This window comes from Butyricicoccus sp. AM27-36 (genome assembly GCF_003480945.1).
Lineage (GTDB): Bacteria > Bacillota > Clostridia > Oscillospirales > Butyricicoccaceae > Agathobaculum > Agathobaculum butyriciproducens.
In genome coordinates this window covers 63,456-79,713 of the sequence record NZ_QUJR01000011.1, presented here as the reverse complement: position 1 = coordinate 79,713, position 16,258 = coordinate 63,456, and the positions used below count along the sequence as shown (strand labels likewise).

Genomic DNA, 16,258 nt, shown 5'->3' with positions numbered 1-16,258 from the left:
GATTACCAGTTTTTGTGACAGGTTTTTACAGCGGTATCCTGCGGAGCGGTCGCCGCTCTCTGATTTGCGCCAGACTATCTAACAAGGAAAAGGTCGGAGTTCAAAAAGGAAGGGCACTCATTTAATCCGCGCACGGCGCGGAAACAAGGTTTAGCAGCCTACGGGCAAACCGCAGGTGTCCCTTCCTTTTGTCCCCGCCGTGGACATGGCAATTCCCTGCTGAATTTCAGCGAAAAACACCATGCCTGGACAGGGTGAACCGCCTGCACGGTTCAAGTGCCCCAGTTGATCAGCGCAAAATAATGGACAGCTGCCGCTGTTCGACAAACACCACTTGCCGTTCTACTCCAAATTTGTTACAATAGAAATACATATATGTACAGCTCGGCTGTGTATATGCTGCAAAATGATAAAAATTATGGAGTTGATACCAATGAGCAATCCTATCGTTACGATTGAAATGGAAAATGGCGGCGTAATCCGCGCAGAGCTGTACCCGGAAGTTGCACCGAACACGGTTCGCAACTTTGTTTCTCTGGTGCAGAAGGGCTTTTATGACGGCACGATCTTCCATCGTGTCATCCCGGGCTTTATGATTCAGGGCGGTGACCCGGAAGGCACCGGCATGGGCGGCCCCGGTTATGAGATCCGCGGCGAGTTTACCGCAAACGGCTTCCAGAATGACCTGAACCACACCCGCGGTGTTCTGTCGATGGCGCGTACCGCTGCACCGGACTCCGCAGGCAGCCAGTTCTTTATTATGACCGAGGACGCACCGCATCTGGACGGTCAGTATGCTTCCTTCGGCATGGTTATCGACGGCATGGATATTGTTGATGCCATCGTCAACACCAAGCGCGACTGGCATGACCGTCCGCGCGAGGAGCAGAAGATGAAGTCCGTTACCGTGGATACGCAGGGCGTAGAGTACGAGGCTCCGGAGACCCTGTAACAGAGGGAGAGGATCGGTATTGTACTATACCAATAAGGAGACTTTTGTCCTGTCTGCGGACGGCTGCATGGATACCGAACGCGGCGGACTGGAATCCATTCTGGCCGGCAACGACGAGGGCGCAAAAGGCTGCTGTTTTTCGGTTGCCATGTCATCGGACGGTATTGCTGTGCTTTCGTCGGACGGCTGTGTTGCCGCGCCCGACGGCACGAGGCTGCCCGTCCGCGATTACAGCTACGCGGAGCTGCATCAGGCGGCGCCGCAGCTGACGCCGGTTAGTCAGGCGATCGAGCTGGCACGCACCTGTCAGGGCAAGATTGCCATCACCGTGCACGATCAGACCATGCTGCGGCAGCTGCGTATGACGCTGCGGTATGCGGATTGTCTGGATGACACGATCATCATCGGTCTGGGGCTGGTGGAAGCGGCTCGTGTAGCGTCTGCCAACCCGGATTTACATATCATGGGTGAGCTGCCCAATCTGCCGAGCGAGATTGACGCGCTGGTCAATGCCGCGCAGACAACCGGCCTGTTCGGTCTGCGGGCCGAGCCAAAGGATTTATCCGAGCGGCTGGTTTCGGCGTGCCGACAGGCGGGGCTGTTCACCATGAGCCGGTGCACGGACGATCCCAATACGCTTGCGGAACTCATCCGCAAAGGCGTAAACTTTATCGAAACACGCCGGCCGGACATCACGGCGGCGCTGCTGCCTGTCGGTGAGGCTGAACCGCACGGTATTCCGCTGAGATACTGATGAAATCCCGTAAAAGGACGCACATAGTGCGTCCTTTTCAGCTTGTCGAAAAAGTCAGATTTCTATTTTGTGCTTCGTACGACAGCACGCATAAAATAGAATTTGCGCAGCAAATTCATAAAAACCGGGGGCGTGTACCTCGGTTTTTATACAAGGGAAGAAAAAATGTGTCCGGAGGACGCGGTTTTTCTTCAGCATTCGATCGAAAGCGTGGTTTCGATCGAGAGGCTGCTCGAAAAACGATAGTTTTTCGACAGCCTCAAAGGACGCACATAGTGCGTCCTTTTAAAGTTAATTCGCGCGATAGCGCACATCAAATAGGATTTGCTGTGCAAATTCTAAAAATCCGGGGATATGTGCCACGCAGCGCGACCGAGAAGCCGCGCAAGGATAGCGTTCGGATTTTTGACTTATAGAGCGAGAAAATTTCGGCCGACAAGAGGAACGGTCTACGGTCCGTTCCTCTTGTCGGCAAAGCTGTAGTTTCGCGACAGCCTGAGGGCGGACCTTTGGTCCGTCCTTTTTCTATCCCTTTCTGCTTGAAATCCTGCAAAATTTGCGTAAATTTCAGTACCACACGCTGCTTGAATGTGCTATACTTAATATGTATAGGTGCCTGCACCTGTCAACCAATATTTGTATCATTTTAGGTAGGAGAGCTCCATGAGATCACTGCGAATTTTACCGGCGCTGCTGTTCCTTTTGCTGCTGGGCGGCTGTGTGTTTCCATCGGGCGATGAGCTGTTAGCCGCGCCCAAACCATCCAGCAATTACCAAAGTCTGCAGACTGAGCTGGAAAAGCAGCTTGCGCAGGGCGTATCCTACGCCTCGCCAAGCGAGGGTGAAAACCGTTCGTCTATTCAGCTTGCCGATCTGGACAACGACGGCGTAGAGGAGGCCATCACGTTTTTCCGCGGCGCCACCTCGGCGACGAGCAACAAATTTACGGTAGCTGTTTACCGCAAGCAGGGTGACAGCTACGTCTGCACCGGCACGATCGACGGCCGCGGAACGGCATTACGTTCGGTCGAATTTCCGGTACTTGAGCCGAGCGGCAAGCGCGGCATGGTTCTCACCTGGCGTCTGCCGGGCGACGGAACAGGTGCGCTTACCATGTGCGATTTTGACGAAAACTGCACGCCGGGTATCATTCTCGAAACCGAATATACCGCTATGGAGCTGACCGATCTGACCGACAACGGTGCAAAGGATCTGCTGCTGATCACGAGTGACACCTCCGGCAAGCGCGTGGCACGCCTGTACCAATATGACAGCGGCTCCATGCTGCCGGCCGGTGAGACGGCGACCAGTCAGGGGGCGGCTGCGGTTGAGCACATGCAGTCCGGCCGTGTGCAGGACAGCAAGACCGCTGTGTTTGCTGAGGAAAAGGTGGCGAATGGCGCCGGTCTGACGACGGATATTTTTGTCTACTCGAACGGCACGCTGCGCAATCTGGCACTGGACGGCGAGGATACCGCCAGCCACAGCACCTATCGTCCGGTGGCGGTCTACGCGAGCGACGTCAACGGCGACGGCATCACCGAGCTGCCGCGTGCAGTGCTGATGGCGGGCTATAAGGACACATCCTCGTCCGATGCGGTGTATATGCTCGACTGGTATGCCTACGGCATCGGCAAAGTTCCGACCAAGGTTGCAGCCACTTATCAGAACATTTCGGATGCGTGGAGCCTGTTGATCGACCAGAAATGGCATGACCGCATTACCGCGATCAAGGCAAACGACGGCGGACTCAGCTATGTGGAATTTTTTGAGTACCGCAAGGATAAAATGTCCATCCCGCTGTTTAACATTTACTGCGCGACCGGCTCCAACCGTGAATACTACGCCGAGCGCACCGATCTGATCCAGCTGGGACAGACCACGCAGGCCATCTACTTCGCCAAGCTGACAAACGAAGGCGAGCAGAGCGAGCTGGCGCTGACCGGAGACGAGATCAAAGCCCGATTCTCGCTGGTCAACCAGGCGTGGAACAATTAAGAATCATCAAACGCCGCAGAAACGCGGCAGTTACCAATAAGCGCTAAAAGTACAGGAGGATATTACAATGAAGCGCAAAATTCTGGTTTTGGAAGATGAAGAAAATATCCGCTCCTTTCTGGTTCTCAACCTGAAACGCAGCGGTTATGAGGTAATAGAGGCCGAAACTGGCGAAATAGCACTGGAAAAGTACCATGAAAATCAGGATATCGCGGTTGCGGTGCTGGATGTTATGCTGCCCGGCATTGACGGCTACGAGGTCTGCCGCGCCATGCGCGGCGCGGGCTATCAGGCGGGCGTTATCATGCTGACCGCCCGCACGCAGGAAGCGGACAAGGTAACCGGCCTGATGAACGGTGCGGACGATTATGTCACCAAGCCGTTTTCGGTTATTGAACTGGCGGCTCGTGTGGACGCGCTGTACCGCCGCGTATCCGGTTCGCCGTTCTCCGAGGACGACGTGATCAAGTCCGGTCCGTTCAAGCTCAATCTGCGTGCCCGCGAGGTGCTCAAGAACGGTGTGAAGATCGAGCTGACGCAGATCGAATACGGTCTGCTCAAGGCGTTCATGCAGAACATCGGCAAGGCGCTTTCGCGCGATGAGCTGCTCGAAATGGTCTGGGGACACCACTATGTGGGCGAGCTGAAGATTGTGGATGTGAATATCCGCCGTCTGCGGATTAAAATTGAGGATTCGCCGGCGGACCCGACCCATATTGTAACGGTCCGCGGCTACGGTTATATGTGGGAGGGCTGATATAGTCAATCGCCGCACCCGCGGCGGGGGAACGGCGGCGGTTTCGCTGCGGAAACCAAAAGGGTAGACACCTGCGGTTTCTACCCTCTTGGGACTCCCGTTTCCCTTTGTTTCATGGTCTGGCGCAGACCAGAGACCGGCGACCGCTCCGAAATAGGGGAACGGCAGAGGATTTTTTCCACCGTAGGGGAGCACGGAGTGCTCCCATGTCCCCAACGATACGCAGTGTCAGACAGCATACTGCTACACAGGCGGTTTACTCCACGCAGAGAGCGGCACAAGGTGAATTGCGTGGAGTAAACCGCATGTGTAGCAGTCAGAAAACAGCTTGAGCGGCTGAGGTTTCGTAATGGGCAGTCAACGGCCGCACCTACGGAAGATGAACAGTACGCCCGTTCCCCTATAGTCTCAGTTATGAATTATCGCCGTGCCCTCTAAGGGAAAGAGGAAGATTCACAAGAAGGAGGAAACCGTAGGTTGCTTCCTTCTTGTGCCCCGCCGGGTAGGCGAATTCCCGCGCGGCGTCAGCGCACATTCTGCCGCTTGGTAAGCGGCATCAGAAAGGTCATGTTCTATGACAAATCGCAAGCAAAAACGCAAACCGGAACCGCCTCCGAAGTCGGAGGTACCAAAGGTACAGCACTCGCCGGGCGGCATCAAGGGCCGCTGGCTGGTGAACTCTTTGTCCTTCGTGCTCGTTATTCTGGCCGTTGTGGTTATTTTGATCTCTGTCGGCGTTTCAGGGTATTACTATGCCACCGTGCGCGACAACCTCGCGTCACGCGCGGCGACCACGTCGGACACATTCCGCAAATACTTCACCGATACCTACGATCAGTTTTACACGCAGGCGGAGGCAACCGTCACCACATTTCAGGATCAGGACAAGTTTGAACAGCAGTTTCTGGACGCAAACGGCCGCATTCTGCTGTCCACCTCGGGATTATCCGGCGGCGGCGTTGCTTCGACCGAGGATGCGTCGCAGGCGCTTTCCGGTCGGAAAACCGCGGTTTTCACCGGCAGAGACCCGCTTTCCGGCGAGCGCGTGATGAGCGTCACAGCGCCGCTGCTGAGTGCGCGCGGCGATCTGGTCGGCGGCGTGCGGTATATCACCTCGCTGCGTATCGTCGAACGGCAGATCTGGATGATCGTCGGCTTCTCCCTGCTGGCGTGCCTGCTGTTCCTCATGCTGGTTGTGGCGTCGAACAGCTATTTTATCCGGTCGATCGTCGATCCGGTGCTCAAAATCAACACCATCGCCAAGGAGATCGCGGCCGGACGCTACGGCGTGCGCCTGCAGAAGACCTACGATGACGAGATCGGTGAGCTGTGCGATACCATCAATTATATGTCGGACGAGATCAGCCGCGCCGAACGCATGAAAAACGATTTCATTTCTTCGGTTTCACACGAGCTGCGTACACCGCTGACCGCCATCGGCGGCTGGAGTGAGACGTTGCTGGCCGGCGGCGGCGAGGACCCGGAGGAGGTTATGCAGGGCCTGACTATCATCCAGAAGGAGGCGGGCCGTCTGACCCGCATGGTCGAGGAGCTGTTGGACTTTGCGCGCATCGAATCCGGCCGCATGAAGTTGGAGATCGAGACGTTTGATATGTCCATCGAGCTGTATGAAGCGGTTTATATGTATGAAAACCTGCTCAAAAAGAGCGGAATCCGCCTGCTGTACGACGAAGATGTGGATGCAAACTACTACATCAACGGCGATCGCCACCGCATGAAGCAGGTGTTTTTGAATATTCTGGACAACGCCGCGAAATACGGCGGCGACGGCAAGCAGATTGATATTGACCTTAAACGTGACGGCGGCAACATCGTTGCGTCTGTGCGCGACTACGGTCAGGGTATTCCCGAAGCGGAGCTGCCGTTCGTCAAGGAGAAATTCTACAAGGGGTCATCCAAGCAGCGCGGCAGCGGCATCGGCCTTGCCGTGACGGAGGAAATCGTTTCCATGCACGGCGGTACGCTGGATATCGCGTCCGAGGTCGGCAAGGGAACGACGGTTACCGTCACTATGCCGTCCGCCAAGTCCGAGGAGGCGCTCGGCATTACCGGTGCCATTTCGAAGGCACCTGAAACCCCGTTTACCGAAGGAGAGCATTCATGACAACGCAAAAGAAAACCACCATCGGTGGTCAGGCAATCATCGAGGGTATTGTAATGAAGGGACCTAAGAAGTCCTGCACGGTCGTGCGTAAGGCGAACGGCGAGCTTGTCAGCAAGACCGAACCGACGCCGAGCCGTGCCCCGATTTGGGAAAAGCCGATTTTCCGCGGCGCGTATACGCTGTTCATCGCTATGAAGGAGGGCATGCAGGCCATCAACTACTCCGCGTCCTTCTTTGAGGACGAGGAAGCCGATGTGCCGCCGTCCAGGTTTGAACTCTGGCTGGAAAAGAAATTCGGCTCGGAGGGTCTGAACAAGGTTATCCTGAGCATTTCGACTGTCATCGGCATTGCCCTGCCGATTGGCCTGTTCATCCTGCTGCCGAGCTTTCTCGGCGGTTTTGTGCCGAAAACCTGGGGTGTGCTCGCGCGCAATGTGCTCGAGGGCTGCGTGCGCGTTGTGCTGTTCCTGCTGTTCATGTGGTCGGTGTCGCATATGAAGGATATTCGCCGCACGTTCGAGTACCACGGCGCAGAGCACAAGACCATTTTCTGCTACGAAGCAGGCGAAGAACTGACCGTTGAAAATGTTCGCAAACAGGGCAAATACCACCCGAGATGCGGCACCAGCTTCATGTTTGTGCTGATTATCATTGCGACTATCGTTTCGTCGATCGTCTTTTCCATCATCGACATTACCAATCCGTTCCTGCGTATGCTCGCGCATTTGATCCTGCTGCCGCTTGTTGTCGGCATAAGCTACGAGTTTAACCGCTACGCCGGCCGCTCGGAGAGCCTGCTCTCGCGTGCACTGCGCTGGCCGGGATTGATGGTGCAGCACCTGACTGTATTTGAGCCGGATGATTCCATGATCGAGGTTGCGATCACCGCGATGAAGGCGGTCATTCCGGACGACGGTTCGGACGAGTGGTAAGCGCCATGCACTATTATTTTGCGCCGATGGAAGGCGTGACCGGTGCGGTCTATCGCCGGACGCACCACGAATTTTTCTCAGGTGTGGACAAGTATTTCATGCCGTTTATCACACCGACCACGAATGAAAAGCTGACGCCGCGGCAAAAGCGCGATGTCCTGCCGGAGTACAACGAGGGCGTGCCTGCGGTTCCGCAGCTGCTCACCAAGTCTGCCGCGGACTGCATCTGGGCGGTGAATGCACTGCATGACCTCGGGTATCCTGAGGTCAATCTCAACCTTGGCTGTCCGTCCGGCACGGTAACGGCCAAGGGAAAGGGAGCCGGATTTCTCGCACATCCGGACGAGCTGGACCGGTTTTTTGACGAAGTTTTCGCAAAATGCGAGGGGATTTCGGTAAAAACCCGTCTCGGCGTGCATGAGGCAAGCGAGTTTGACAAGCTGCTCGAGATTTACAACCGCTATCCCATCACCGAGCTGACCATCCATCCGCGCGTACGGCAGGATTTCTACAAGGGAAGGGTCCGGGAGGCAGACTTTGCGGCGGCGCTGCCGCGCTGCAGCATGCCCGTATGCTACAACGGCGATCTCATCACCGAGCGGGATGTGAGCACCGTCAGCGAACGCTATCCCGATTTACCGGCGGTGATGATCGGCCGTGCGCTGATCGCCGATCCGTCTCTCGTGGCGCGCATGACCGGCGGCAAGGCCGCAGACGCAAAAATGCTCGAGACCTTCCACGATACATTGTTCGTGCGCTACTGCGAAGCCTTCGGTGACAGCCGGATTGCCATGCTCCGCATGAAGGAAATCTGGTTTTACCATCTGAATCTGTTTGAAAACAGCGAAAAAACGGGCAAAGCAATTAAAAAAGCCAAAAATGCCGCAGAATTTCAGGCAGCGGCCGCAGCCGTGTTCCGCGATTGCAGGGTGCGGGCGAACGCCGTGCCGCTGTGGTTCAAACCCGCGTAAATTTAGGAGTTGACCCTGTGTGACTAAGACTATCAACGATGTTTACATGCAGCTTTTCCGCCGCTTGAAAGAGGGCGGTGACCCGATGCCGCAGCTGACCGCGCGGGAGATCACTGCCTACGCCTGCAAAGCAGACAAAAAGCAGACTGCCGGCTGGTCCCATTTCTACGTTGAGGATACGACCGTGGATTACGCCAGTCTGCTGTGCGACCGCTGTCTGGACGGCGAGCCGCTGGCGTACATTATCGGCGAATGGGATTTTTACGGCCTGACCTTCAAGGTGGATCGTTCGGTGCTCATTCCGCGCTCGGATACCGAGCGCCTGTGCGAGCTGGTCATTGAGCAGGCCAAAGAGCGGGTTTCACCGCGTATTCTCGATTTGTGCTGCGGCTCGGGCTGTATCGGCATTGCGGCGGCGCACACGGTCGAGGATGCCCGCGTGACCGCGATCGACCTGTCGGACGGTGCGCTGCACATTACCCGCGAGAACGCCCGTGATCTGGGCGTGAGCAGCCGTTTGCTGACCATGAAGGCCGATGTCATGCACGCGCCTCCGCGCGGACTTGGGCAGTTTGATATTATCGTTTCCAATCCGCCGTACGTCACCGAGGACGAAATGCAGATGCTCGACCGCAGTGTAGCCGATTTTGAGCCGCATGAGGCGCTTTACGGCGGCGAGGACGGTCTGGATTTCTATCACGCCATCTGCGACAGCTGGGGAGAGCTGTTGGTGCCGAACGGCAGGCTGCTGTTCGAGTGCGGCTGGCAGCAGGCCGACGACGTGACCGGCATCATGCAGCGGCACGGCTACAAGGATGTCACTATCACCGAGGATTACAGCGGTGTCCCGCGCATCGTGTATGGCACGAATAACCGTCCGGATGTGGATTTGACGAGGGATGCGTAAATCGGGATTTGTATCAGCGTAAGAAGGAGAGCAATGTCATGTTCAGAACAATTCGTAAAAAGAAAAATGAAATCAGCATCGACACGGCAAAGGCTCTTTTGCAGTCCAGCCGACGTGGCGTTCTTGCCGTAAATGGAGATGACGGATATCCCTATGCAATTCCTATCAACTATATCTACGATGACGATGCGCAGAAAATTTATTTTCATGGAGCACGTGCAGGCCATAAAGTAGATGCACTGCGTGCCTGTGACAAAGTATGTTTCACGGTATATGGAAATGAAACCATCAAAGAAGAAGATTGGGCACCGTTTTTGCAGAGCGTTGTGGTATTCGGCAGATGTCACCTCGTAGAATCCGGTGCAAGAGCAACAACTCTGTTAAAACGATTTGCAATGAAATACTATCCCAGCGAACAGTTAGTTGATGAGGAAATTACCCACGCAGGAAAGGCTGTGCAAATTTTTGAAATAGAAGTGGAGTACCTCAGCGGTAAGGAAATACAGGAACGATAAATTCCAGCTCGGTTGCCGCTTCTGCAGACGGAAAGCAGGCGGCTTCTGTCGCGGCGATGGCAGCAATGTCTTTTTCTTCTGCATAGGTGATCTTCATTCTGTATTCCTTCTCAACGGATAGGGAGAATATCCGCTGCATGTTACTTTTCTCTCAGCATACCACGCTTTTGAGCGCGAAACAAGAAAAAATTACTATAAATTTCATCATGATCAACAAAGCGACCGCGCTTCAAACGAAAACTTGAAGCGCGGTCGCTTATCAATAAGGGATATGTAAAGGGGAGTAGTAGATGAAATATCAATCGCGGGAGAATTTACTGAAAAATTCTTCCCAAATGCGGAACGACATTTCCGGCATAGTAGCATGCGGCATGTAGTCCACCTGCGTGAACTGCACGGGAGCCGTGCCCTCACGGTCGAAGTAATGATCTTTGAAGCGACCATTGACCGTGTTGGCGCACTGTGCCCAATCGGCAGGGATCATATCAGCCTTACCATTGCGTTTGAGCCACAGCTCGACGGTCAGACCGGTTTCGTTCTCGTGGGTGGGTTCACACGGAATGAGCCATTCCTCATTCATGCCCCAGAACATCCAGATTGGAAGCTGTACGCCGTTTTCGGCGGCATACGGCAGGGAAGTCATTTTCTCATACGCACCGCCGAAGAATGCACCCGAGCAGGGGGCGACAGCGGCAAAGCGCTCGGTCAGTCCCAACGCCAGCATTTCGGTCATCAGCGAGCCCCACGAGTGACCGGTTGCGAACACGCGGTGCTCGTCCACCGGATACTCGGCAATCATCTTGTCCAGCAGGAACGAGAAGAATTTCAGTTCATCCGGGCGGTCGTCCTCAAGGAACACGTTCCATGCGTTGAGCGGCGCCCAGTCGGGCATAAGCCCCTGCTCAGGCATGTCAACCTTGGCGTGCAGTGCGGACGGAAACACAACAATGAATCCGTATTTTTCTGCGACATCGCACCAACCGCTGTTGCCGGCGTAGATTTCACCGGTACAGGTGTAGCCATGCATCGCGAGCACGAGCGGCACCTTCTTTTCGGGATTTTGCCGTACCGACTGCGGAATGTAAACATACCATTCTCGCATCCAGCCGTCAAATTCCTTGTAGTGGTACTCCATGCCGAGATCGCGGACCGGATCCTTTGTCACGCGCAGTTCACCGCCGGGACTGCTCATCCAGCGACGCTGACGATAGAGAAAGTCCTTCCAGATACGGCGCTGCAGGCGTTTGGCATACTGCTCGGATGCACCGGTAATACTGCTGTGGCAGACACGGTACGCTTCCTTCTCCTGATTAGGCGCGTAAGGTGTTTCCTTCACGCGGTAATACTCGTACTGATCGGGAGACAGCTGACGGCCTTCTTCGGCTTCACATGCATTGCGCCAGTAGGTGAGGATAGCGTCGCCAGTACCGATAGATACGGTCGGATCGTCGATAATCCACGCGGGCATCGGGATATCCTGCTTGTGAATGTCCTTGCGATGTTCCGGATCCTCAAAGCCGTCCAGATTGAGGGCATACGCCTGTCCGCAGTCGGTCAGATACTGCTCGGAAACTGCCGAGCCGCCGACCGAAGCCACACCTGCGAAGAACGCCGGATCGTAAGCCGCCGCCATATTGGCGAGCACGCCGCCTTCCTTACAGCCAACCAGATAGAACTTGGATTCGTGGACACAGAACAGCTTGCGGTCTGCGGCGGCAAGGGCTGCTGCGTTGATATACGCAACATCGCCATCCGGTGTGCCGTAGGCTTCGTTCGTGTTCCATGCGCCGTTTTCCGGCTCAAGGAAGAACACGATCAGACGTTCCTTGCACTCCTCGGTGTCCGCGATCTCACACCAGCCGCTGTGCTCGAGCAGATCATCGGCGGTCTGGCCGTTTTCTCCCAGCACAAGAATACCGGCGGTGGATTCGCGGATATCATGCGGTACATAGGCCAGCATGCGGCGCTTTTTGCCCGCGTATTCCACCGGCAGCTCAAACGTGCCGGAGAACTTGGGGGCGTAGGGATTTTTCGGGTCGCATATGTCTAAAATTTTATGGGTATACATGTTGTTCACGCTTTCTGTTACGCCGTACGGCCGGTGAGATCCTTCATAATGCCGTCGTATTCCTTATCCAGATGGTAAACCAGCATAAGGATGATAACCAAGGCCCATGCGATCATGTTGCCGTAAATGTAAAGGTTCTTGACCATGCTTATTGCGGAGGGAATCTCCACTTCCAGACCGGTAAAGCCGGAAACCTCCATCAGCTGACCAACAAGCCAGCCTGCAACGCCGCCGCCGAACTTCTGGCCGACGGTGAATGCGGAGAAGATGAGGGCCTGCACACGGATACCGGTCTTCCAGTGACCGTACTCGATAACATCAGCCAGCATGGTGAAGATGCAGCCGTAGAACGGGGCTTCGCCGATACCACGCATAACAGCAGCGGCCATAACCATGGTCATATTCTGCGGTGCAAACAGGACAACGACCTGACCGAGCACGCAGAGCACTGCGCCGAACAGAACCAGATTGCGCTTGCCGAACTTCTTGATGAATGGGGCAAGACAGATGATAGCAATAATCTTCGGAATGTTCTCGAAACTCTGCATAACGCCCATGACTTCGACGTTACCCAGCATATACTGTGCGTAGTAAGTAGCAACGGTGCCGTTTACGTTCTGGTACAGAGCAACGGCTATCATCGTGAGTGTAAGTACGATGAAATACTTGTTCTTCAGGGTAGCCTTCAGGCGCTGTGCGAACGGCATAGCCTCGGCTTCCTTGGCTGCATCAGTGTGGAAACGCTCCTGACAGCCCTTGTAGCAGAACAGCAGCATGAAGAAAGCAACGATGGAGTAAATCGCGCAGACCGTGATCCATGCCTGCTGACCGCCGCCGAGCATGTTGATGAACGGCAGGGTGAGTGCGGTAACGATCAGGTTACCGATCGGGGACATGGCCATGCGGAACAGATTGAGTTTAGCAAGGTCATCGTCATTGCGAGTCATCATCGGTGCCAGATTGGAATACGGCAGGTTGAGTGCGGTATATACGCCGGTGGTGCACAGGTTATAGGTGATGAATACATAGATCGCCTGCACCATCGTGCTTGAATGCGGCGGCACGCAGAACATCAGCACGGAGGCAATACCGTAAGGTGCGGCCATCCAGAGTATCCACGCACGAGCCTTGCCCTTCGGGGAGTTTACCTTGTCTACAATCTGGGCGATCAGCAGGTCGCTGATACCGTCAAATACACGAGATGCTAACAGAATCGTTCCGACAAGTGCCGCAGACATGCCGATTACGTTCGTGTAGAAGTATACGATCAGACTGGAGGTGATTGCAAATACGACGTTGCAGGCGGTGTCGCCCATGCCGTATGCGATTTTTTCCATCAGACTGGTTTTGAATGAGGTGTCATTCATTGAAAGCTGTTTTTTCGTCATTTTCCTTACCACCTTTTCGTTCAGAATCGGCTGCGCAGCGTTTCTGTTTGGGATTTGACTATAGTATAGTACGAAAAGAACGAAGAAAATACGGGATATTCATTTTGGACATAGCAATATATTTTGTATTTACTCGGAGGAGAAACCGTGCTTTTGTCGCATAATATGAAATGACAGATAGAAAAAGGTCAAAAAACAGATATTTTAGAAAAAGCTTATGTAAAATTCATCTTTCTGATGCGGAAAAGCCGTACCTCAAGCGGCTGCAGTGTTGTATCGAGCCGCAGAGCGGTATCCACCTGTTCGGTGGTCAGTGTGCGGTGTGCGGACGCGTGCTCGGCCAGATATTGCAGGAAGGCTCGGTCAGGGGACGGCGGTGCGCCGGCGGCAAGCCACAGGTCGAACGAGGAACCCGAGGTGCGGGTGATGTCCTGCTGCTCAATCTGGTACAGACCGCGTCTGAGAGCGGGAAATGTGATCTGAAACCGCACGACCTTGCCGCTCTCGAATACCGAATAGGCGTCTTCCGGATGCTCCAGACGGCGGTAGCGATAGCGGTAAATGTTATCGTAATGGGTGTAATTATATAGAATCAGCTGCCATTCCCGTTCACTTTGGGTGAAATACCAGCCGTCACCGGAGGCAATGCAGCAGTTGCCGAGCTGTCCGAGCAGGCGCAGTGCCTCATAGCCACTCTTCGGCACGCCGTTATAGGTGAACAGACCGTAGCCGCCGTGGTACATGGAATCGAAGTTCGCACGCTCGTCCATCAGATCGGAGATTGTCCAGTAGCCGAAGGCGGATACGGTATCCATATTTTCGCAGATGTTTTTGGTCAGCCAGACGGATTTGTAGCAGGTGTCGCTCGAAAGGTCGCGCTGCCATAGCGTGGAGTTCCATTCCTCGATGAAAATGTCCATGTCGGGCAATTCAAATTCGCGGCATATACCGTTAAGGTCATAGAGGAAGGTTTTAACGAAATTTGTATCCTTGGATAATACGGATGGGATAGACTGCTGACTGAGCGTATAGCTCATAAAATTTGCATCGGCGGACGAAGATTCATGCGGATAGCTTTGCACGGTCAGGAAATCCGGCAGACAGTCGTGGGCTGTGGCATACTGCAGAAAGACACGCATACCGCGCGGGTCCCATACCACACTGGACATGGCGCCCGGTCCGCCGAATTGCAGCCGTGTATCGACAGCTTTGACCGCATGGTACACGCAGTCATACAGTTCGAGATATTCATCCATGGTCATGCAGTCGAAGAACACATAGTTAATCTGAAAGGTAGAGAACTTCCACTGGGATACCTCGTCCCAGCCGTATCGGCAGATTGCATGCCGCAGAATAGCTTCAACCAGTGCGCCGAATGCTGTGCAGTCCGCACATGCAGCGGTGATCGAGCCGGTCTCGAAGATGCTGGTCGGTGCTTTCGCCAGTTCCCGGGGAATAAAGCTGAATTCCAGGAACGGGCGCAGCCCCTGCTCGAGCAGGAAGTCGATGACCATATCGAAGTAGGTGAAGCAGCACTTCACTTGGCCGTTTTCCATACCCTGATAGATGTGAAGCTCCTGATCGAGCATGCCGTGGAACCGCAGATAGCGGAAGCCGATCTCCTGCTGGATTTTGATAATCTGCTGTTGAACAGCGGCGGTCAGCAGATGCTTGGCGTATCCGGCGTTGAGCAGGGTTTTCCACGTATGACGAAGCCTGCGCGGCTGTACATTCTCATCAACCGTGATGTACCGCGTTTCGTGCGGCAGCTCGCGCTGCGGATCGGGCGGAACGGCAAACTGCAGCAGATAGGAAACGCCGTCCTGCAGTAAAGTTTCCTCGCCGGATGGGTCAGCGGCGGCTTTCTGGGTGGCATGCTGGCGGTATTGCCGCGGTGTCTGGCCGTGTTTCTGACGAAAATGTTCGATGAAAGCACTGGCGTTGTGAAATCCGCAGTCGTAGGCGATCTGAGTAATGGAGTGATCCGTGCTGCGCAGCTGCTTTTCGGCGTGTTCCAGACGCAGCCCCATGACATACTGGGAGTAGGTCATATCCAGATTCTGCTTGAGGAATCGGGACAGATAGCCTTCGGACAGAAACTCGCGTGCAGCAAGCTCGCGCAGGGAAATATCCTCATTCCAGTCGGACTGAATATGATCCATGATGCGCTTCATGCGGCGCATGGTTTCCTCGCGCTTGGTATTGTTTTGGGGCACAGCGGAAATGAGAAAATGCGCTGTCAGCAGATCAACGAGCTTGAGTACATTGGTGACAATACCGGAGGCGTTCTGCTCCGGGTTCTGAAAGAAATCCTGAAAAATCGTTGCAAATAATACGCGGATGGTCTGGTACTCCTGCTTTTCATTCTGGCTGGAGGCGTAGCAGAAGCAGACATTCTGTCTGCTCCAGTTGGCAAGCTGCAGCAGATTTTCGGGGATCTGCATGGCGATCATCTCGGCATTTTCCGAGCAGTTCACCTGATATAATTCAAACGGGTTGACAACCAGCAGCGCGCCTGCGGGCATGGAGTACTCGGCGGACTGGTATCGGATTGAGCTGTTTCCGTGCAGTCCGAAAAACAGCGTCAAACCGCTGCTGAACTCTGATCGGCAGATCTGGTCATGAAATGCCTGAAAGATAATCTGTTCCCGTTTGGTGCGCATGGCTGTTCCTGCTTTCTGTCGAATGTAGTGGTTTTATTGTAGCATACGGCTTCGGAAAAGTACAAGTGCGGCCTCGTGCGGAGCATAGAGACGGCACAAGTCTATTATAAAAAAGCTGCCCATGAGGTAGCTGTCTATAAAGCAGGTTTTGAGAAACAAATACTATGGCAATTGCCGGACAAGGGTTGCTGACAAAAGGGATATGTACCGTATGATATACTATCTAAC

At 54.6% G+C, this 16,258-nt stretch carries 13 protein-coding genes; 9 read left to right on the top strand and 4 right to left on the bottom strand.

Annotation, left to right across the window (positions count from 1 at the left end):
* The first annotated feature begins 433 nt into the window (after positions 1–433).
* The 9 genes from DW724_RS13565 to DW724_RS13525 all read left to right on the top strand — a co-directional run bounded on the left by DW724_RS13565 (position 434) and on the right by DW724_RS13525 (position 9,911).
* Positions 434–952: a peptidylprolyl isomerase gene (locus DW724_RS13565; protein WP_110435791.1), complete on the top strand. Its 519-nt coding sequence runs from the start codon at positions 434–436 to the stop codon at positions 950–952.
* 19 nt (positions 953–971) lie between these two features.
* On the top strand, positions 972–1,706 hold the full coding sequence (locus DW724_RS13560) for a hypothetical protein (RefSeq protein WP_118761840.1): 735 nt from the start codon (positions 972–974) through the stop codon (positions 1,704–1,706).
* Positions 1,707–2,369: 663 nt separating this feature from the next.
* Positions 2,370–3,704, top strand: coding sequence for a hypothetical protein (locus DW724_RS13555; protein ID WP_118761839.1), 1,335 nt, complete (start codon positions 2,370–2,372; stop codon positions 3,702–3,704).
* Positions 3,705–3,771: 67 nt separating this feature from the next.
* The gene (locus DW724_RS13550) at positions 3,772–4,461 is read left to right on the top strand and encodes a response regulator transcription factor (RefSeq protein WP_110435794.1); all 690 of its coding nucleotides are present in this window, start codon (positions 3,772–3,774) and stop codon (positions 4,459–4,461) included.
* Between the two features lie 574 nt (positions 4,462–5,035).
* Entirely contained in the window at positions 5,036–6,586 is a 1,551-nt protein-coding gene (locus DW724_RS13545; RefSeq protein WP_118761838.1) for an ATP-binding protein, read from the top strand.
* The gene (locus DW724_RS13540; protein ID WP_118761837.1) at positions 6,583–7,518 is read left to right on the top strand and encodes a DUF1385 domain-containing protein; all 936 of its coding nucleotides are present in this window, start codon (positions 6,583–6,585) and stop codon (positions 7,516–7,518) included. Before DW724_RS13545 ends, DW724_RS13540 begins: the two co-directional genes overlap by 4 nt.
* A gap of 5 nt (positions 7,519–7,523) precedes the next feature.
* Positions 7,524–8,489, top strand: coding sequence for a tRNA-dihydrouridine synthase family protein (locus DW724_RS13535; RefSeq protein ID WP_118761836.1), 966 nt, complete (start codon positions 7,524–7,526; stop codon positions 8,487–8,489).
* A 19-nt stretch (positions 8,490–8,508) separates the two neighbouring features.
* The gene (gene prmC / locus DW724_RS13530; RefSeq protein ID WP_118761835.1) at positions 8,509–9,396 is read left to right on the top strand and encodes a peptide chain release factor N(5)-glutamine methyltransferase; all 888 of its coding nucleotides are present in this window, start codon (positions 8,509–8,511) and stop codon (positions 9,394–9,396) included.
* A gap of 38 nt (positions 9,397–9,434) precedes the next feature.
* A complete protein-coding gene (locus tag DW724_RS13525) occupies positions 9,435–9,911 on the top strand; it encodes a pyridoxamine 5'-phosphate oxidase family protein (RefSeq protein ID WP_118360910.1) in 477 nt (158 codons plus the stop codon).
* Here the strand turns inward: DW724_RS13525 and DW724_RS16270 are convergent.
* From DW724_RS16270 to DW724_RS13505, 4 genes are all read right to left on the bottom strand, one after another.
* The gene (locus DW724_RS16270) at positions 9,883–10,008 is read right to left on the bottom strand and encodes a hypothetical protein (protein ID WP_256372148.1); all 126 of its coding nucleotides are present in this window, start codon (positions 10,006–10,008) and stop codon (positions 9,883–9,885) included. The genes DW724_RS13525 and DW724_RS16270 overlap by 29 nt on opposite strands.
* Positions 10,009–10,209: 201 nt before the next feature.
* Positions 10,210–11,979 carry a PHB depolymerase family esterase gene (locus DW724_RS13515; protein ID WP_118761834.1) on the bottom strand — a complete coding sequence of 590 codons (1,770 nt, stop codon included), beginning with the start codon at positions 11,977–11,979 and terminating at the stop codon, positions 10,210–10,212.
* A 17-nt stretch (positions 11,980–11,996) separates the two neighbouring features.
* Positions 11,997–13,367, bottom strand: a complete 1,371-nt coding sequence (locus DW724_RS13510) for an MFS transporter (RefSeq protein ID WP_118761833.1) — start codon at positions 13,365–13,367, stop codon at positions 11,997–11,999.
* A 215-nt stretch (positions 13,368–13,582) separates the two neighbouring features.
* Positions 13,583–16,030 (bottom strand): GH39 family glycosyl hydrolase, encoded by a 2,448-nt coding sequence (locus tag DW724_RS13505; RefSeq protein WP_118761832.1) that lies wholly within the window; start codon positions 16,028–16,030, stop codon positions 13,583–13,585.
* Positions 16,031–16,258 lie beyond the last annotated feature (228 nt).